Source organism: Acinetobacter sp. AR_0276, from assembly GCF_003000705.1.
Classification (GTDB): domain Bacteria; phylum Pseudomonadota; class Gammaproteobacteria; order Pseudomonadales; family Moraxellaceae; genus Acinetobacter; species Acinetobacter nosocomialis.
In genome coordinates this window covers 484,639-501,302 of record NZ_PSQO01000004.1, presented here as the reverse complement: position 1 = coordinate 501,302, position 16,664 = coordinate 484,639, and the positions used below count along the sequence as shown (strand labels likewise).

General features: G+C 34.6%; 20 protein-coding genes, 4 tRNA genes and 1 pseudogene. 23 read left to right on the top strand and 2 right to left on the bottom strand.

The features are described 5' to 3' along the window. Window positions 1–100 precede the first annotated feature (100 nt). The 13 genes and pseudogenes from CSB87_RS03260 to CSB87_RS03200 all read left to right on the top strand — a co-directional run bounded on the left by CSB87_RS03260 (window position 101) and on the right by CSB87_RS03200 (window position 8,978). Window positions 101–185, top strand: a tRNA-Leu gene (locus CSB87_RS03260). 53 nt (window positions 186–238) lie between these two features. After that, window positions 239–312 (top strand) — tRNA-Trp (locus CSB87_RS03255). Window positions 313–339: 27 nt separating this feature from the next. Continuing rightward, window positions 340–424, top strand: a tRNA-Leu gene (locus tag CSB87_RS03250). 67 nt (window positions 425–491) lie between these two features. Continuing rightward, window positions 492–565, top strand: a tRNA-Trp gene (locus CSB87_RS03245). A 189-nt stretch (window positions 566–754) separates the two neighbouring features. Then, the gene (locus CSB87_RS03240; RefSeq protein ID WP_031952883.1) at window positions 755–2,512 is read left to right on the top strand and encodes a ShlB/FhaC/HecB family hemolysin secretion/activation protein; all 1,758 of its coding nucleotides are present in this window, start codon (window positions 755–757) and stop codon (window positions 2,510–2,512) included. A 59-nt stretch (window positions 2,513–2,571) separates the two neighbouring features. After that, window positions 2,572–2,862, top strand: a pseudogene (locus CSB87_RS03235) (ESPR domain-containing protein); the annotation flags it as partial. 517 nt (window positions 2,863–3,379) lie between these two features. Next, window positions 3,380–4,093, top strand: coding sequence for a DNA/RNA non-specific endonuclease (locus tag CSB87_RS03230; protein WP_050675552.1), 714 nt, complete (start codon window positions 3,380–3,382; stop codon window positions 4,091–4,093). Then, window positions 4,090–4,494 carry a hypothetical protein gene (locus tag CSB87_RS03225; RefSeq protein ID WP_004707909.1) on the top strand — a complete coding sequence of 135 codons (405 nt, stop codon included), beginning with the start codon at window positions 4,090–4,092 and terminating at the stop codon, window positions 4,492–4,494. The genes CSB87_RS03230 and CSB87_RS03225 overlap by 4 nt, the downstream gene beginning before the upstream one ends. Before the next feature lie 233 nt (window positions 4,495–4,727). Beyond that, window positions 4,728–5,267 (top strand): hypothetical protein, encoded by a 540-nt coding sequence (locus tag CSB87_RS03220; RefSeq protein WP_228131584.1) that lies wholly within the window; start codon window positions 4,728–4,730, stop codon window positions 5,265–5,267. A 133-nt stretch (window positions 5,268–5,400) separates the two neighbouring features. Then, a complete protein-coding gene (locus CSB87_RS03215) occupies window positions 5,401–5,922 on the top strand; it encodes a hypothetical protein (RefSeq protein ID WP_106105030.1) in 522 nt (173 codons plus the stop codon). A 688-nt stretch (window positions 5,923–6,610) separates the two neighbouring features. Then, complete coding sequence (locus CSB87_RS03210) at window positions 6,611–7,060, top strand: hypothetical protein (protein WP_106105029.1); 450 nt, start codon at window positions 6,611–6,613, stop codon at window positions 7,058–7,060. 176 nt (window positions 7,061–7,236) lie between these two features. Next, complete coding sequence (locus tag CSB87_RS03205) at window positions 7,237–7,779, top strand: Imm42 family immunity protein (RefSeq protein WP_106105028.1); 543 nt, start codon at window positions 7,237–7,239, stop codon at window positions 7,777–7,779. Window positions 7,780–8,045: 266 nt separating this feature from the next. Next, entirely contained in the window at window positions 8,046–8,978 is a 933-nt protein-coding gene (locus tag CSB87_RS03200) for an IS5-like element ISAha3 family transposase (RefSeq protein ID WP_004812228.1), read from the top strand. A gap of 81 nt (window positions 8,979–9,059) precedes the next feature. On the opposite strand, the gene CSB87_RS19855 is transcribed toward CSB87_RS03200, so the two are convergent. Further along, window positions 9,060–9,212 carry a hypothetical protein gene (locus tag CSB87_RS19855; RefSeq protein ID WP_081404285.1) on the bottom strand — a complete coding sequence of 51 codons (153 nt, stop codon included), beginning with the start codon at window positions 9,210–9,212 and terminating at the stop codon, window positions 9,060–9,062. Window positions 9,213–9,637: 425 nt separating this feature from the next. Here CSB87_RS19855 and CSB87_RS03195 point away from each other — a divergent pair, with 425 nt between their 5' ends. From CSB87_RS03195 to CSB87_RS20040, 5 genes are all read left to right on the top strand, one after another. Beyond that, window positions 9,638–9,949 (top strand): hypothetical protein, encoded by a 312-nt coding sequence (locus tag CSB87_RS03195; protein WP_031952873.1) that lies wholly within the window; start codon window positions 9,638–9,640, stop codon window positions 9,947–9,949. A 225-nt stretch (window positions 9,950–10,174) separates the two neighbouring features. After that, the gene (locus CSB87_RS19850) at window positions 10,175–10,324 is read left to right on the top strand and encodes a hypothetical protein (protein WP_079377788.1); all 150 of its coding nucleotides are present in this window, start codon (window positions 10,175–10,177) and stop codon (window positions 10,322–10,324) included. 96 nt (window positions 10,325–10,420) lie between these two features. Next, window positions 10,421–10,891: a hypothetical protein gene (locus tag CSB87_RS03190; RefSeq protein WP_031952870.1), complete on the top strand. Its 471-nt coding sequence runs from the start codon at window positions 10,421–10,423 to the stop codon at window positions 10,889–10,891. A gap of 142 nt (window positions 10,892–11,033) precedes the next feature. Further along, a complete protein-coding gene (locus CSB87_RS03185; protein WP_079377847.1) occupies window positions 11,034–11,222 on the top strand; it encodes a hypothetical protein in 189 nt (62 codons plus the stop codon). 238 nt (window positions 11,223–11,460) lie between these two features. Continuing rightward, complete coding sequence (locus CSB87_RS20040; protein ID WP_153310055.1) at window positions 11,461–11,685, top strand: hypothetical protein; 225 nt, start codon at window positions 11,461–11,463, stop codon at window positions 11,683–11,685. Between the two features lie 60 nt (window positions 11,686–11,745). Here CSB87_RS20040 and CSB87_RS19840 read toward each other — a convergent pair whose 3' ends face one another. Beyond that, window positions 11,746–11,910, bottom strand: coding sequence for a hypothetical protein (locus tag CSB87_RS19840; protein ID WP_164076302.1), 165 nt, complete (start codon window positions 11,908–11,910; stop codon window positions 11,746–11,748). 84 nt (window positions 11,911–11,994) lie between these two features. On the opposite strand from CSB87_RS19840, the gene CSB87_RS03175 reads away from it, so the two are divergent. From CSB87_RS03175 to CSB87_RS03155, 5 genes are all read left to right on the top strand, one after another. Further along, the gene (locus CSB87_RS03175) at window positions 11,995–12,552 is read left to right on the top strand and encodes a TetR/AcrR family transcriptional regulator (RefSeq protein ID WP_031952868.1); all 558 of its coding nucleotides are present in this window, start codon (window positions 11,995–11,997) and stop codon (window positions 12,550–12,552) included. Between the two features lie 319 nt (window positions 12,553–12,871). Continuing rightward, window positions 12,872–13,480, top strand: coding sequence for a paraquat-inducible protein A (locus CSB87_RS03170; RefSeq protein WP_017393544.1), 609 nt, complete (start codon window positions 12,872–12,874; stop codon window positions 13,478–13,480). Next, window positions 13,477–14,286 carry a paraquat-inducible protein A gene (locus tag CSB87_RS03165; RefSeq protein WP_031952866.1) on the top strand — a complete coding sequence of 270 codons (810 nt, stop codon included), beginning with the start codon at window positions 13,477–13,479 and terminating at the stop codon, window positions 14,284–14,286. The genes CSB87_RS03170 and CSB87_RS03165 overlap by 4 nt, the downstream gene beginning before the upstream one ends. A gap of 7 nt (window positions 14,287–14,293) precedes the next feature. Continuing rightward, a complete protein-coding gene (locus CSB87_RS03160; RefSeq protein WP_031952865.1) occupies window positions 14,294–15,961 on the top strand; it encodes an intermembrane transport protein PqiB in 1,668 nt (555 codons plus the stop codon). Next, window positions 15,951–16,658 carry a PqiC family protein gene (locus tag CSB87_RS03155; RefSeq protein WP_004707996.1) on the top strand — a complete coding sequence of 236 codons (708 nt, stop codon included), beginning with the start codon at window positions 15,951–15,953 and terminating at the stop codon, window positions 16,656–16,658. The genes CSB87_RS03160 and CSB87_RS03155 overlap by 11 nt, the downstream gene beginning before the upstream one ends. The last annotated feature ends 6 nt before the right edge of the window (window positions 16,659–16,664 follow it).

Genomic DNA, 16,664 nt, shown 5'->3' with positions numbered 1-16,664 from the left:
ATCATTGATCTAGTATCTGTATACAATTTACACGGTCAGTTTTTTTTAGAAAAAAAACACTTGTCACTGTTAGATCTTATCGCTAATATACACAGCCATCGGGGGCGTGGCGAAATTGGTAGACGCACTGGATTTAGGTTCCAGCGCCGCAAGGTGTAAGAGTTCGAGTCTCTTCGCCCCCACCACTTTAAGTTAAGACTTAAAGTTGATTTGAATGTTAAATCATTTAAATCTTGGAAGAGGATTGGTGTAATGGTAGCATGACGGTCTCCAAAACCGTTCGTCAAGGTTCGAATCCTTGATCCTCTGCCACATTTATTTTAAATAAATGTCCCAGATGGGGGCGTGGCGAAATTGGTAGACGCACTGGATTTAGGTTCCAGCGCCGCAAGGTGTAAGAGTTCGAGTCTCTTCGCCCCCACCATTGAAAAAAGCAAGACGATGATCTTGCTTTTTTTATGATTAAATCCAAAGGGTTTAATTGCACATATAGAGGATTGGTGTAATGGTAGCATGACGGTCTCCAAAACCGTTCGTCAAGGTTCGAATCCTTGATCCTCTGCCAAGATTCAAAAAAGCTCCTGTTGAGGGAGCTTTTTTTGTCTCGTATATTTTCTAATTAAATTTTCTTAAAAATTATTACTTATATTAAATAAAATTTAATTTCATACAGACTAATCTGTATAAAGTATTTTTACTTTGTTAATGTTTTGTTAAAATATGATTAATTAAAGTAAATTTTGATTTGATTTATATGTTGAACTATAAAAAATTTAATAAAAGCGTCTTATTCATCTGCTTATCGCTAATGGGGGGCTTAAGTTATGCTGCAGACTTAGGTGATCCGATTGGCCAGAGAATTCAGGCTGACCAAACCATTCGACAACAACAGCGTGACACTGCATTAGAAAAACAAATTCAGCCGAATGTAAACGTAAATCTAGGGCAAGAACAAAATAAGATTTCAGCTCAGCAATTACAATATTTACGTTCTAACAGTGAAACCCCTTGTTTTGAAATTAACAAAATACTTTTAGAAGGTGAAGAAGCCCATCAATTTATATCAGATTTTAATGTTATTACGACTGGCAAGAACAATATTATTGGAAGATGTTTAGGGGTAAATGGACTAAACCAAGCCCTTGATCTTGTACAAAATAAAATTATAGCAAACGGTTATGTAACCACACGAGTTTTGCTTCCTCAACAAAATATTGCATCTGGTACGGTGCGTGTTCGTGTTATTCCAGGACGAGTGGATCAGATTAAGTTTGCTGAGGGTACTTCTAAACGTGCACATTTATGGAATGCTTTACCAATGAAGTCGGGTGAGCTGTTAAATATTCGTGATATGGAGCAAGGTTTAGAAAACTTTAAACGAGTACCTACGGTTGAGGCTGATTTTAAGATCCAACCAGCAGAACAAAAAAAAGAACCAGGCTATAGTGATGTGGTTTTGGCTTGGCAACAGGCTAAACCTTATCGCTTACATATAGGGATTGATGATTCAGGGAGTGAGGCGACAGGAAAATATCAAGGTACAGCGACTTTATCACTTGATCATGTGCTGACTTTAAATGATCTGTTTTATGTCAGCTATAACCATGATTTAGGAGGTGGAAACTCTGGTAAACATGGTACTGATGGCTTTTATGCAAGTTATACTATTCCATTTGATTATTGGTTATTTTCAACCAGTTATAGTCGCTCTAATTACTTGCAAACAGTCGCTGGAAGTAGTGAAACTTATCAATATAGCGGTAAAAGTGAACTCATTAATGCAGATTTATCTCGGGTGATTTATCGAGATGCGCACCGGAAAACAACCTTAGGTTTTGGGGGGTGGTATCGTGAATCACAAAACTATATTAATGATGTAGAAGTTGAAGTACAACACCGTAAAACTGCGGGTTGGAAAGCAACTCTTGATCATATCGAATATTTTTCTAATGCTACTTTAAGCGGCAATCTGACTTATAAACGTGGTACAGGTTGGTTGAATGCGATGAGAGCACCAGAAGAAGACTTTGGTGAAGCTTATACGCGTGTGGGGATTTTACAAGCCAATGCCAGTTTACAAGTTCCTTTTAAAGTAGGTCAGCAAAATCTTCAATATCTAGCTGAATGGCGTACTCAACACAGCAATCAACCTTTAACTCCTCAAGACAGATTTTCAATTGGAAACCGTTATACCGTAAGAGGTTTTGATGGTGAGCAAACTTTATTGGCCGATAATGGATTTCTAGTTCGCAATGAACTGAGTGGCTCAATCATGAATAAACCCCACTCTTGGTACGCAGGTATCGATTACGGAGAGGTTGGTGGAAAAACTGCACATTATCCAAATCCTTTACCAGGCACGAGTTTATTAGGTGCAGTTATTGGGTTGCGTGGTCAAATTGCTCCCTTGCGTTTGAATTATGACGCCTTTGTCGGAGCACCGTTGAAAAAACCAGATCACTTCGAAACAGATGATTACACGACTGGATTTAGCGTGAACTGGACTTATTAATACATCCTCTCCCAATTACATATTTATTTGATTACATAAAAATTTAGTGAGACTTTAAAGTGAATAAGAATCGTTATCGTATTATTTTTAGCCATGCTCGTGGGATGTTTATTGCTGTTGCCGAGATTGTAAAAAGCAAAACCAAGCAAGCAGGGCAAAGTCAGGGGGTATCTGGAACAGATTCGACGACAGTCTCGGTTCTACCTATTCATTATAAGAAGTTAAATCCACTCAACTTTGCTGTGATTGGCTGTTTGGGAGCATTGGTGATTAGCTTGCCAATGAGCAGTGTGGCTGAAACCCAGATTAGTGCAGATAAAGGCGCGCCAACATCGCAGCAGCCAACAATGAGTTTTGAAAGTTTTTACACAATTTTAAGAGAATGGAGTCAATTCCTCAAGACAGAACCAAACGAGACAAATATCGTGGAATTTGAGTGTTAAATTTTTATTTTATGATTCTATTCCTGTGCCTGAAATCCCTATTTATTTTAAGGTTGGATGAAAATGATAGATTTCATACTAAATTTATTTATGATGAAAGTTAATATTAACTGTTGATATTTAGTTTTTTAAATATAGAGCATGTCTAAATTGACATGCTTTTTTATTTCATGAAGGTTTTTTAGCCGAAGTAATTGATGGAAATAACATCGCAATTAAACTCTTCAATCAAAGTGCAGCGGTTAGCTATAAAGTTAATGATGCGATCGAAAAAACAGGAATTGACCCTGCAATAGCAGGATTAGCTTTATCTTTAGCATTTGGTGGACCAGTTGGTTTAGCTAGAGATTTAATAACCGATACCTTAGTATGAGAACCGCTAGCACAGGGTAGTGATGCACTGAAGAATGAAGTTACAGCGGTTGTGAGAGATACGAGCTATGACACCGTTTCTGGCTATACTTCAAATAGTACAAAACAACAACTATCAGGTCTGACTGATCCGGCATCGCAAACAGCCTTACAAGTTTCTGAGCAGCTACAACGCACTAAAGATGGTGTAAGTTTCTTAGCGAGTGTAGTGTTAGGGGCTGGTGGTATTGCAAAGGGGAAAGGTGGGGAGAATATTACTGATAATCCGAAATCTTCAAGTCAAGAACTTTCAACTATTCATGCTGATGCAGGTTCTAAGGGGAATTGGGATCCTGTATTAAACAAAACTATTCAACCTAATACCCGTTATGAGTTATCAAATGGTCATACTTACATAACAGATAATCATGGTCGGGTAAATCAAGTTGAAGGGGAACTCAAGTTAACAACTATGGATAGAAATACATACCAGCAAAATTGTGCAGGTAAATGTGTTAATGCGAAAGGAGATGATGGTGGGCATTTAATTGCCTCGTCATTAGGCGGTGCGGGTGATAAAATTAACCTTGTACCGCAAGCCAGTACACTTAATCGTGGAGACTGGAAAGCGATGGAGCGACAGTTAGCAAATGAGTTAAAAGTTGGGAAAGCTGTTAGTGTTAAAATTGATGTAGGTTATCCTAATTCATCTTCGGCAAGACCAAACGAATTTAATGTAACAGCCGTTATTGATGGTGTGAAAAAGACTTGGGAGTTTGATCAATGAGTCAACAAATTGAAAATAGATTAGTCATTGAGGCATATCAAGCAATTGCTCAAGAGATTTTAGCTTTTGTTGGGAAAAACTCTTGGGATGAGGCTGGCGCAACATATGAAATCTTTGGAAAAATGATTAGTAGTACATGGTGGTCAAAATATAATGGAGAGTTAGACCAACTTGGTAATGATATTCCTAGAGATGTTCGTAAATTGGCTAAGGAGAAAATTTATTTTCTTAGAAAACATTTATTTGATTTAACAGGCGATCGTATCTGGGGATTAACTTTTACACTATACCCAACAGGGAAATTTAATATCCAATATGACTATAACAAGCCAGAAGGTTATGAGGAAACTGATGAACTTATTGCTGGTGAAGAAATAAATAAGAGTTTTATGCAAAAGTAAACGTGTTTATTACTAGATTAAAAGCCATATAGATATTTAAAAAGCCTATCAATATTAGATAGGCTTTTTTTATAAAATACACTAATGGCTTTGAAATTGAAGGGAGATACTCAATCACTACAAGCTGTTGCAACAGGTACCCAAGGTTATCAAACCTATAATGATATAAAAGGTGCAACATGTAGGTTGGCAGACTCCAGGAAAAAAGTGAGAAAGGAGTAGTGGGGCATATTTTGTTAGGTGATATTTCTCTAATCGATCTAAAGAAAAAGTTCGATAAACAATTTTTAAAGAGTGATTTATCTATGTTAAGAGGTGAAGATTTTTTTATTGAAGATTTTTTTGAAGTAGCTGAGGAATTAAACATTTTTTATAGAGAGCTAGATATTAGTAAAAGTGAGAATTTTTATGTTCAAGTTTTTGAAAAATATTTTAGGAAACCGCCTGCTTTAAATGATTCCGAACTCTGGCAGGAATTAAAAAAAGAGACAGAGGGTGCACATTTGCCTATGGGAGCTTCTCAAATGGAACGGCTTTTTGAGTTTTGTAATCCTAAAAAACAAGATTTATATATATTTTTTGATTTTTTTTACTGTAAAAAAATATTTAATTTTAAAAATTTTAATGATTTGTCAAGAATTTTTGAAAATACATATAATTTTAATTTCTACATTGTTGGTGAAGATTTTTTATTTGCTTGGTGTAAAGAAGAAACGATATTTGGAGCTGGGGCAGCTGAAAGCTGGGTAAAATGTTTGCAGGATAAGTGGTAGCTTATTTGATTTAACTGTATGCAATTAACATGCAAATGAAAAATTTTTAGCGAGATCGTAAACTGATAGAAGGAACGAAATAAATTTTTATTAAGGCATGTAAAAACAAAAACATATCGAATGGTAAATAATTATGTATTTAAGTCAAATAGATAAAATGTTGATAGGTGATTTAGATTTGCAGTTTGTTATGCCTTGGGAGTTTGAAGATCTTAACCCGGAAGCTTTTAGGGAATTTAATAGGAAATTATATGCTCATAGATTTGATCTTGATTATGAAAGTTATAGTGTAGATAACGATATTGACTTACATTTGAGTAATTATTATTCAAATTGTGAAACTAATAAGTTAATTCCATCCAATTGTTTATTCAAACTTGTTGAATATATGTTAGTAGTACTTGAATCTAGGAGCTTTACATCTTTATTTTCTAATTGTGTGGAATTTTATAATACTAAATATAGTAATGAATATTTAACCTTCTTTTTAAATTTATTTAGCACATCTAAAAGTGAAGTGGCGAAGGATAATTTGAGAATGTATATCACAGAAATTTTTGATGATAAGCGTTACTGGGCAAATAATGAACTTTTTGATGATAGTCTACTTTTCGAAGAAAATTTACAGCAATTACAAATAATAAGGGCAATGTAAATATTCTCCTGAGCGTCAGTGCGGTTGTATTGAGCCGCACAGAAAGTGAAGTGAATTAAATAAAAGTAAGATAAGTAGGGTAACTCTATAATCAGCAGTGTAAACTAATTTTCACGTTTATTATTGGTGTTAGTCTCAATATAGTGCATATTTTTGTAAGAGTAATGTTGAAAATTTAACTCCGAGTTTAATTTTAATGGTAGTAATGACTTTCCCCAAAAATATTGATTTAGATAGCGTAGCTCTTTTATTTAATTGACTGCGATAATCAGTATGAGTACTGAAGATAAGGATAAAAAACAATCTAAATAGTAGTATGAAATTTTATTAATAGGGTATTCTGAAACAGTATACCTTCTAATAAGGATGATAATAAATGATATTTTAAATGTGTCAATAAAAAAATAGAGAAAAATTAGGAAATAATGTTAGTGATTTGGTCGAAATCTAGCTGATGCAATTGATAGAGAATACGTATTAGCTCAAATTGAAAATATTGTAAGAAATCCTGATAAAGTTGGAGGAGGAACATTTTTAGAAAAAGTCTAATCACTACAAGAGGTGCGGTCCAATTTAGAATAAAAGGCTAAGATGTTGTTGTAACTAAACCTGAAGGAACTTTTGTTACTATATCAAGAAATGGAATTAATAATCCTTCAGTTAAGCAAGTATTAAATGGAGCTAAATAATGAAAAATTTAGATTTTCTAAAGGGAAAACTACTAAAAGATGTGTTTGGTTTGGTATATGTTGAATATAACATAAACATTGAAGATTTGGATGAAAATAATATTCAAAAGATTTTATTAAATTTCGAGGGAAGAAAGATTTTAATAGAATGTGATGAAGTAGGTGTTGGTCTGAAAATCAATATTGATAACCCTATGCTTGAAGAGGTAGATATGGGAGAGTATGGTTTTTTAAAAGTAATTAATATTAGTAATAAAAAGGAATTTAATGAGACTATTGGAATAAGATTGTGTAATATTAAAAATATCATATTTGAGGAAAATAATGTCGGTTTTGAATTGGAGTTTTTTAATAAACGAAGTAAGGTATTTATTAATTTAGGAGATGAGTTGTATCTGTTTGATGGTATACCAAAAGCTTTGTGTGATGAAGGCTATATTGTTGAATAAAATAGAAATATTTCAGCCTGAATGTCAAGATTTCCCTAGAACACACTGAACTAAGCCACAGAAAAACAGTAGCCGACAAACTGAGTCTCGGATAGGGGCTTAGTCTATGAGAAGTGTACAAGCATTTTTTAATTTATAGATTATTTACATAAATTAATGGAATTAGATGAGAAATAATGATTTTTGGAAATAAGAATACCTTCGCTTTATTTATTGAGCCTATTGTATATATTGAAAGCATGCGGGATTATGATTGCTTTTGTGGGTTTTATATAAAAGGGAATAAATATAGTTCGGAGTCTACTCAAATGTTATATACGCAAAAAGAGTCAGTAAAGGTGGGAGCTCTTTGTAATGTTATTGATTCCGAAAAATACTTCTTTATGGACGTAAAGGAGTGTTTTAAAGAGATGCTATCAATTCGATATTTGAACTTTATAGCAGAGAATGAAGCTGAGTATATGGCTAAAGAGTGGATTTATTATGATTATAATGAATTTATTTATAGCGCTAATTTAGAAAGTAGTTTGTTTGGGGAAAATAGATATGATTTATTTTGTATTGGATATAAAGGCGAGGTAAGGTTAATTTCTTATAAAATAGCTAATACATATTTCTCTCTAAAAGATTTAAAACAGTATGAAATAAATGAGTGCTTTATTAAGAAAAATGAACTAGAAAAGATGGTTAATGAAATTGAGCATACCTTTCTTAATTAAAAAATATCATGCTCTCTAATCTTTATTGAATAATAAATTGGAAAGTTGTAAATAATAGGTTGTAAATTGAAATGATAGTAAAATATTGTGATGATTTTTTATACAATGGGATGTTGTTTATCCATTAAAAAATAATTTAGATCTTGGAATATTTAACTTTTGGATTAATGATACATGTTATCCAGCAAAGGGAATAAATATTACATTAAAATGGCTTTGTTGCACAAAGCTATTCTTGAAGGCTTCTTCAGTAATATAATTTCCAGATGAAGAAGCCTACACCTAAAATCTATCGTACAACCAATTGGTCCTCGTATAACCAAGCTTTAATCAAGCGAGGAAATATTTCAATCTGGTTTGATCCTAAGACGCAATGGTATGCACAACCACAAGGCAAGCAAGGACGAAATCAAACTTATTCCGATACAGCGATTCAATGCTGTTTAATGATCAAATCTCTATTCCGTCTTTCTTTACGTATGGTTACTGGCTTTGTTCAAAGCCTGATTAAACTCTGTGGCTTGAATTGGACAGCACCAGATTACTCCACCCTTTGTAGACGACAAAAGCATATTGATATTGCGATAAGCTATCAGAAAAGTCATGATGGGTTACACCTACTTGTCGACTCTACGGGTTTAAAGTTTTTAGGTGAAGGCGAATGGAAGCGTAAAAAACATCAGCCTGAATACCGTCGGCAATGGCGTAAACTGCATATTGGTATAGATGCTGAAACACTGCAAATACGTGCCGTTCAGCTTACTACAAATAATGTCAGTGATTCACAAGTACTAGGTGATTTACTGGATCAAATTCCACTAGATGAGCGAATAGATTCTGTCTATACCGATGGCGCGTACGACACGAAGTGCTGCAGAAAAGTGATTTCAGATCGTCAAGCACATGCAGTAATTCCACCCAGAAAGAATGCCAAGCCCTGGAAAGATTCTAAAATAAGTTCAATAGAACGAAATGAGTTACTTCAAACGGTTAAACATTTAGGCAGAACCCTATGGAAAAAATGGTCGGGTTATCACCGTCGTAGTTTGGTGGAAACCAAGATGCATTGCATCAAATTATTAGGTGATAGGCTGACGGCAAGACATTTTCAAAGTCAGGTCAATGAAATTCATGCGCGTGTGGCAGTTCTGAATAGATTTACGGAATTAGGTAGACCTCGCACCCAAGTTGTGTCTTAAATTTGAATGGATTGGGGAGAACTCAGCTTTTGAATGTTTATGCAACAAAGCCTATTAATTAAAGGGTATATTTAATTAATTTTAATGTTTATTTTCCTGATCGTTATTTTCTGGTGAAGGATTGTCAAATTCAGGAGATTGAACGGGTTTCTCAATTTTTTCCTCAGTTGATTTAGGGTTGAAATTATTTTGCTCTTGAGTTGCTTTTTTGGAAAAATCTTTAAAATCAGACATTTTAAACTTCTTTAATAATAGTAGTAAGGAAGCTTTATACTAGACCTTTAATTTAGTTACATTACGGTAGTTGTGAGAGCACTATGTAGTGATATGTTCTAAAAATAAGCTAGTTATCGACATAATATTTCTATAAATTGATTTGAGTGTTGATATATATGTAAAAACATCATTTAGTTAAATACAGGATGTAACATATAAATTAATATTTTAATTTTTAGAAACCCTAAACATAAATTGCTTATGAAAATGTATTTAAATGTGTAGGTTTTTAATTTTTTTAATGATATAAATTATAAGGTTGAAAGTTTTGAAGTGTAAAAGTCTTTAACTACTTACTTGTAAATATATTTGAACAACTTGAAGATACATTTTTAGATAAATAATGCAACTTAGTTAGATTAAATTTAAAAAAGAGAAATAATATGGATACTGAAGTAAAAAAATATTTTGATGTTGCTGAATGTGTTTATAGGAATATTAGTTTTAAAAATCAGACTAATAAGTGGAGAGTTGACTATCTTAATAAGCTACTAGTAGAGATAAAAAAAGAAGCTGCTATCCATCAATTAAGGTTAATGTATAGTAATATTGATTTCGAAAACTGCTTAAATAGACCAATGAAAGAACGTGTTATCAAAATAGATTTAAGTCTACTGCCTAGTTTAGATAGCAAACATGAATATATTATGTGGTTGGCGAGTTTTATAAAAAGTATTTCTGCTGAAAGAAAATAAAATATATGGCCATCAGAATTTTGATTTAGAGTTCTTATCTAAAATTTTATTAATTTTGTAGATTGTTGAAAATTAAAATGAAAAAATATAATTATTAATTATCTTAATAATAAACAAGGTGGTGACATTTAGATACATTTGTATAGTATCTAAGTTTGCATAAAAGGAATATTGTCAGTAAGTGCTAGATAATCATCTGCACATCATTAAATAGGAGAGACTCTAATGTCTCAACATGACCAAGTTAAAAATGATCAAGAAAAATCAAAACAGCAACAACAGCAGCAGGAAGATGGTAAAGAGTTTGTTCCTAAAAGTCCTGATCAGAATGATTTAGAAAAATTAAATCAAAATGATGAAAATCAGAAAAAATAATAGTATTATAAAATTTATTTTTTCTTAAAATATTAATTGGTAGAAAGAGTTTCTATTCTTTTTGCCAATTTCTAAGATTAAGAGGAATATTTTGAAATGTTTTTTATTATAGTAATTGTTTTTTTAGTTATTGGTGCTTGTTTTTTAATTAAGTTTTTTTCAAAAGTTTATTTAGAGTTGCCTGAGAAAACTATAAAAATAGCTGGAAAAATATTTACTGAAAATAAAAATTTTTTTGAGCATGAAATAGTTGTAACTTTGTATCAGGAAGAGTTAATAACTTTGGTGGGTGAGCAAGATGGCGATAGAGTTACTGTTTTTAAAAATGCTGTAATATGTCTAGAAAAAGAAACAAATAAAATAGCAGTTTATATTGATACTTTAAGAGTAGGATATCTTAATAAAATAAATGCTCATAGTTTTTCTGATTTTTTGAAAATAAAAGGTTTTAATAAAAGGGATGCTTTTGAAGTTGATGCGGTTATAATTAGTGAAAATTTAAGCCTGTGGAGTGTGAGGCTAGATATACCATATGACATGAAAAAATTTAGGTTTGATAAATATTAGATTTATAATAAATATTTAAGTGGTATTTCTGTAATGTATCTTAGAGCTTTTTTTGAATTTAAAATAAAAAGAGATCATAATAATTTTATTGATAATAAAAAGGAGAACGGTTATGGAACGTAGAGCTGTTAAAGTCCATAAAATGTTTAGAGAGTTTCATGAAGAAAAGGATCATGGTTATATAGGAGAATATGATGAAAAACATAACCTTATAGCGATATATGATATTTTTAAAGAAAAAATGAAGAAAATAGAAGGAACTTATCAATGGATTTTACCTTCTTCGGGTGAGATCTTTTTTGTTGAAGAAGATCCCATCTATATTCGGTAATTAATAAAGAAATCATATTTGTTAATACACTAACTTTCAAAGATAACAATAAGGCGTTATCTAATCTGGCTTTAAATGATCTATTTTATATTATTTAAATTTTAGACTGAGTATCTCCTTGCTGGTAGTTTTTAGATTCCCGTACAGATCATCACTTTATAAACCCCAATTTAACAATAAATTTTAACTATTTATCCTTACTTTTTAATGCTCTAAATTAAAACAAATGTCATTTTGTATGCTTGACTGCAATAGGGTTGAGCACTATCCTTTGCCTGCTGGCCTACATTGCCAGTCAGCTTTTGACAGAGCTGGTACAAAAGGCGCACAACAACGTTTTTATCGTTTTGTGCGTACTCCTAAGTCACGCCTTTATGGTGAGGCTAGGAGGGGCACGCTTGCGTGCGCTGGTTTCCTTTTGTACCAGTCTGTCAACCCTTCTAGTCTTGCCACCATTATTTGACAGTAATCGGTAAGACTCTTTTAAATCAAAAGGAGTCCGCACATGCGTACTATTTCTTATTTATTGGCCTTCGCCAAATTCTCTCTGCCCATACCGCTTAAAAAGTCTATAAAACGGTTTAATCGACTCTAGGTTTTCTACGCCTTTAGTATCGTTACGATCAAAAATCATAGCAACAATAAACCTGAGATAGGCGAGCACACCATTATTGTGCGGCTTTTGCATGTCTGTATTTAGCACTCAATTTAAGAGTGACGGCATTTCTATCTCATTTATATACAACAAAAAATTATTTTAATTGGTAAAACTATGCCACGTTATTTAGAAACGGCCTCCAAAAAATTACACATTATTCGAACGGCTATACGTTTATTTACAACCTATGGATTCCATACCGCAGGCGTAGACCTGATTGCCAAAGAGTCCAACGTTCCGAAAGCCACGCTTTACAATTACTTTCGCTCAAAAGCAGGCCTCATTGAAATATGCCTTTTACTTCAAAAAGACACACTCATGGAAAAAGTAAGAGAGGTGATAGAAACAACCCAATATTCCACGTTAACCGATAAACTCAGACAAATTTATCTTTTACATGCCGACTTAAATAGCGCTTATTACCTACTGTTTAAAGCAATTTTTGAAACTAAATCACTTTATCCTTATGCTTACCAAAGTGCCGTGCGTTATAGGCGTTGGCTAAAAAATGAGGTTTTCTGCCTCATGGTAGAAACTAAGAAAATGACTTCTTATGCAGAAGCAGAGATTTTGGTATTTATGATAGATGGGGCAATTTTAGGGCTTTTGACCTCAGACAGAATTGAAGAACAAACTAAATTGTTAGATTACTTTTTGGTGAGGGTTAATTAAATTTATTCAGCTAAAGAATTACTATTTAGAATGAATAAACTTATTTTGTTATGCTGGGTGTAAATTTGCACTGGAATGTTTTTGCGTTAAAGAGAGCGTAAATTTATTTAAGCTGAATATTCTTTTAGATTTAGTACCTTAAAAGCTCCTTGAAGAAAAGGAGCTTTTTAGTTCTTTTTGTTTTATTTAATAAAATAATTCATCCATATGGTCACTAATTTTTTCTTGAAGAAATGAGATTAGTTTGGCACATTGCTCATAAGTATTATTTTCGGCAAGCGTTATAGCACAGTAAAACGATAAACCTTAGAGTATAACTATGAAGCTTAAAGAATTAGCAGGTTGTGAGGAGTGCGATACCGTCTATCGTAGAGTCCCGCTTGCTTACGGAAAAAGAGCTTATTGTGTCTGCTGTGGTGCGGAACTTTATCGGCATACCAAACCGTTTACCACGTTGTTAGCTTTAATTTTAACGGCCTTAATTGTATTTGTTATTGCCAATAGCTTTCCGATTGTAAAAATTGAGTTGCAAGGCAACATATCCGAAACCACTTTACTTGGTGCCGTATGGGTGATGTTTCATTATGATCGGGCCTTCGTCGGTGTCCTCATTTTAATCACTACATTTATAGTGCCGCTTTCATATTTGTTATTAATGGCTTATGTCCTTGGTACGGTGAGTGTATTAAAAAGACGCCCCAAGTTTTTAGTCGGTGCCTTACGTACACTTTATTTTATGAGAGTGTGGGGAATGGTTGAGGTGTTCCTAATTGGAATTTTGGTCACTCTCGTAAAGTTAATGGGTATGGTGCTGGTTATTCCCGAAATTGCCTTGTGGGCATTTGCGGTCTTAAGCCTATTAATGGTTTATATTACATCCATAAAAGTCAGTGACATATGGAACGAAATTGATAGGTCACAATTATGAAAACAATAAAAAATGTGACTACAGCGAAAACCGAAAATACCGATATGGTTCTAAAGCAATATCCAAGAGCCAAAGATCTTTCACTTATATTGTGTCACTGCTGCGGGTTATTAAACTCATCAAAAGTAGATAAAGCAGTCGCTGGTAAAAAACATCAAGTTTTACGCTGTGTGAGATGTCACAGTGTGCTGCACCAACGTAAACCGGGAAGTTTAAACCGTACCTTTGCTTTAGTGGTTGCTGCAACTATTCTTTATATACCGGCAAATGTGCTGCCCATGACGGTGACTGACTCTCTTTTAGGAAGTCAGCAAGATACCATTATGAGTGGCGTGATTTACTTTTGGCAAAATGGAGACTATTTGGTGTCGGTGGTCATTTTTATGGCCAGTATTTTTATTCCGATGCTTAAGCTATTTATTTTGTATTTCCTGTTATTGGTTGTATATATACAGTCATCGGCAGCTTGGAAATTTGCGCCTGAGCAATGTATTAAACTTTATCGAATTGTAGAATTTGTCGGGCGTTGGTCTATGATTGACGTGTTTGTGGTCGCTTTATTGACTGCTCTCATTCAAATTCAATCGCTTGCCACTATTTTAGCAGGGCCGGGTTCTATCGCCTTTGGTGCAGTTGTGGTTTTGACCATGTTTGCATCTTTAAGTTTTGACCCACGTATTATTTGGGATAATTTTTATGCATCTCAAAATACGAATAAACCCAATCAGTTTTCCTCGGAAAAAAACACAATTATTCAGGCAGAGCACTCGTCCTTGAATAATGATTCCATTAATCCCAGTCAATAAAAGAAAAATGAGTATGTCTGAAAACAAAACAACCAGCGGTACCTCAGATCATCATGAGACAGATGTTGAACTGGAAAACATGAATGATTTACCAGAACCTCAAGAAAAGAAAAATCGGTGGAAACCTTTACTTATCTGGATTGTCCCACTGGTTGCACTTTTAATTGCACTTTCACTCGCGGTGAAAGCGTTACTGTCGAATGGGCCAACGATTGAAGTGTCTTTTCGTACAGCCGAGGGTTTAGTCGCAGGTAAAACAACAGTTCGCTATAAGCAAGTGGATATTGGGGTGGTACGGCAGATTGCTCTTGCAGAAGATCGTTCGCGCGTTATTGCACGTATTGATTTACGTAAGGATGCAAGCAACTTTGCTGCCCAAGATTCACGGTTTTGGGTGGTGCGACCACGCATTGGGACGAGTGGAGTTTCAGGCATAGATACTTTATTGTCGGGTTCATATATTGAAGTGGATGGCGGGAAATCACCCGAGAAAAAACTTGAATTTACGGGGTTAGAAATACCACCCGTTATTACCTCAGATGTACCGGGCAAAGTATTTTTCCTAAAAGCTGATGATTTAGGGTCTTTAGATATCGGTTCACCGATTTATTATCGTCGAATTAACGTAGGGCAAATTACCGCCTATAACTTAGCCAATGACGGTAAAAGCGTAGAGCTTCAGACTTTTATTCGTGCGCCGTATGATAAGTTTGTAACAACAGACGCTCGTTTTTGGCAGGCAAGTGGTATAGACGTCACCTTAAATGCTTCAGGCTTTAATTTAGATACTCAGTCGCTTGCAAGTATTGTCGCTGGTGGTATTGCGTTTGGTTTCCCTGAAAACTCAAATGCAACTGTAGCAGCCAATAAGAGTCACTTTAATCTTTGGGACTCAAAAGCTGAGGCTTTAAAAGAACCAGATGGACAACCGCGTGGCGTGATTATGTACTTTGATCATTCATTACGTGGGTTAGCAGTTGGTGCACCAATCGACTTCATGGGTATTGAAATTGGTAGTGTTAAATCAATTAATGCAGAGTTTTATAACAACTATAAGCAGATTCGTATGCGTGTTGAGGCGGTAATTTATCCGTCACGCGTTGAAAATGGCTTGGCACTCAATCCAAACAGTGAAATTTTCAAAGATTTTGTTGAGCATGGATGGCGTGCACAAATGAGAACGGGCAATCTCTTAACAGGCCAAAACTATATTGCGTTAGACAAGTTCCCTAAAGCTAAACCGGCAACTTTACAAACGCTAAATGATGGTCGTGTAGTGATTCCAACCACTGCAACAGAGCTAAGTGGTTTGCAGGCGCAGGTTTCTCAAATTGCTGACAAGTTAACCAAATTCCCGTTAGTAGAAATTGGGCAGGATGTTCGTAAAACGCTTAAGAACATGAATACAGCTATTGAGTCTACTGACAAGCTGGTTAAACAGTTAGACGGTAAAGTCGCACCTGGTTTACAGGCAACCTTAGACGATGTTCGTAAAACTGTAAGATCGTCCGAGTCTATTTTGTCGAGTGATGCGCCGTTACAACAAGACGTACGTAAAGCACTGCAACAGATGACTCGTGCGGCTGCTTCTTTACAGCTCATGTCAGATTATATTGAGCAACATCCTGAATCTATTATTCGTGGTAAGAGACCAGAGGCCAACGATGAAAAATAAAAAGAACCAATCATTTCAACACTCTCAAGTAGCCAAATGGCTGCTTGGGAGTGGGGTACTTTTAACAGCGGTTGCTATGACAGCCTGTTCTAGTTCGCCAACGCCAAACTACTATACGATTAGCCCTAAAGTAACTCCGGCAGTTAACTCAAGTATTCGAGTTATTGAAGTTCTACCGGTTGGACTTCCAGACCGTTTAGATCGTGCGCCTTTGGTGCTACAGGACAGTAATGGCAAGTCAACAGTATTGGATAATGAGCGTTGGACTTCGACTATGAGTACACAATTACGTGATACCTTGTCGGCGGGTTTACAGCAAAAGTTAGGCGCTATTGATAGCTATAGCAGTGGGCTTGCTGGAAATAATCAGCCTTTATACCGAGTTTCTACAGACTTTTCTCATTTCGATATTGTAGATAACAGCAATATCAATGTTGCAGTGTCTTGGGTCGTGAAGCGTCAAATACCGCCTACTCAATTAGAATCATCTAATCCAAAAGTCATCACGAATGCGGGTTCGCAGCTCAATTGTCGAATTGCTTTTAAACAGCCGATTGATCAAAAAGCTAAAAAACTTGAAGCAATTGTTAGTGCTTCAAGTGAGGCAATGAGCCAGATTATTAATACGGTTTCTTCTTCCATCTTGGCGCTAGATTCAAATAAAAAAGTAGTCGTCAACAATGGTATTTGTTCGTAGCAAGGT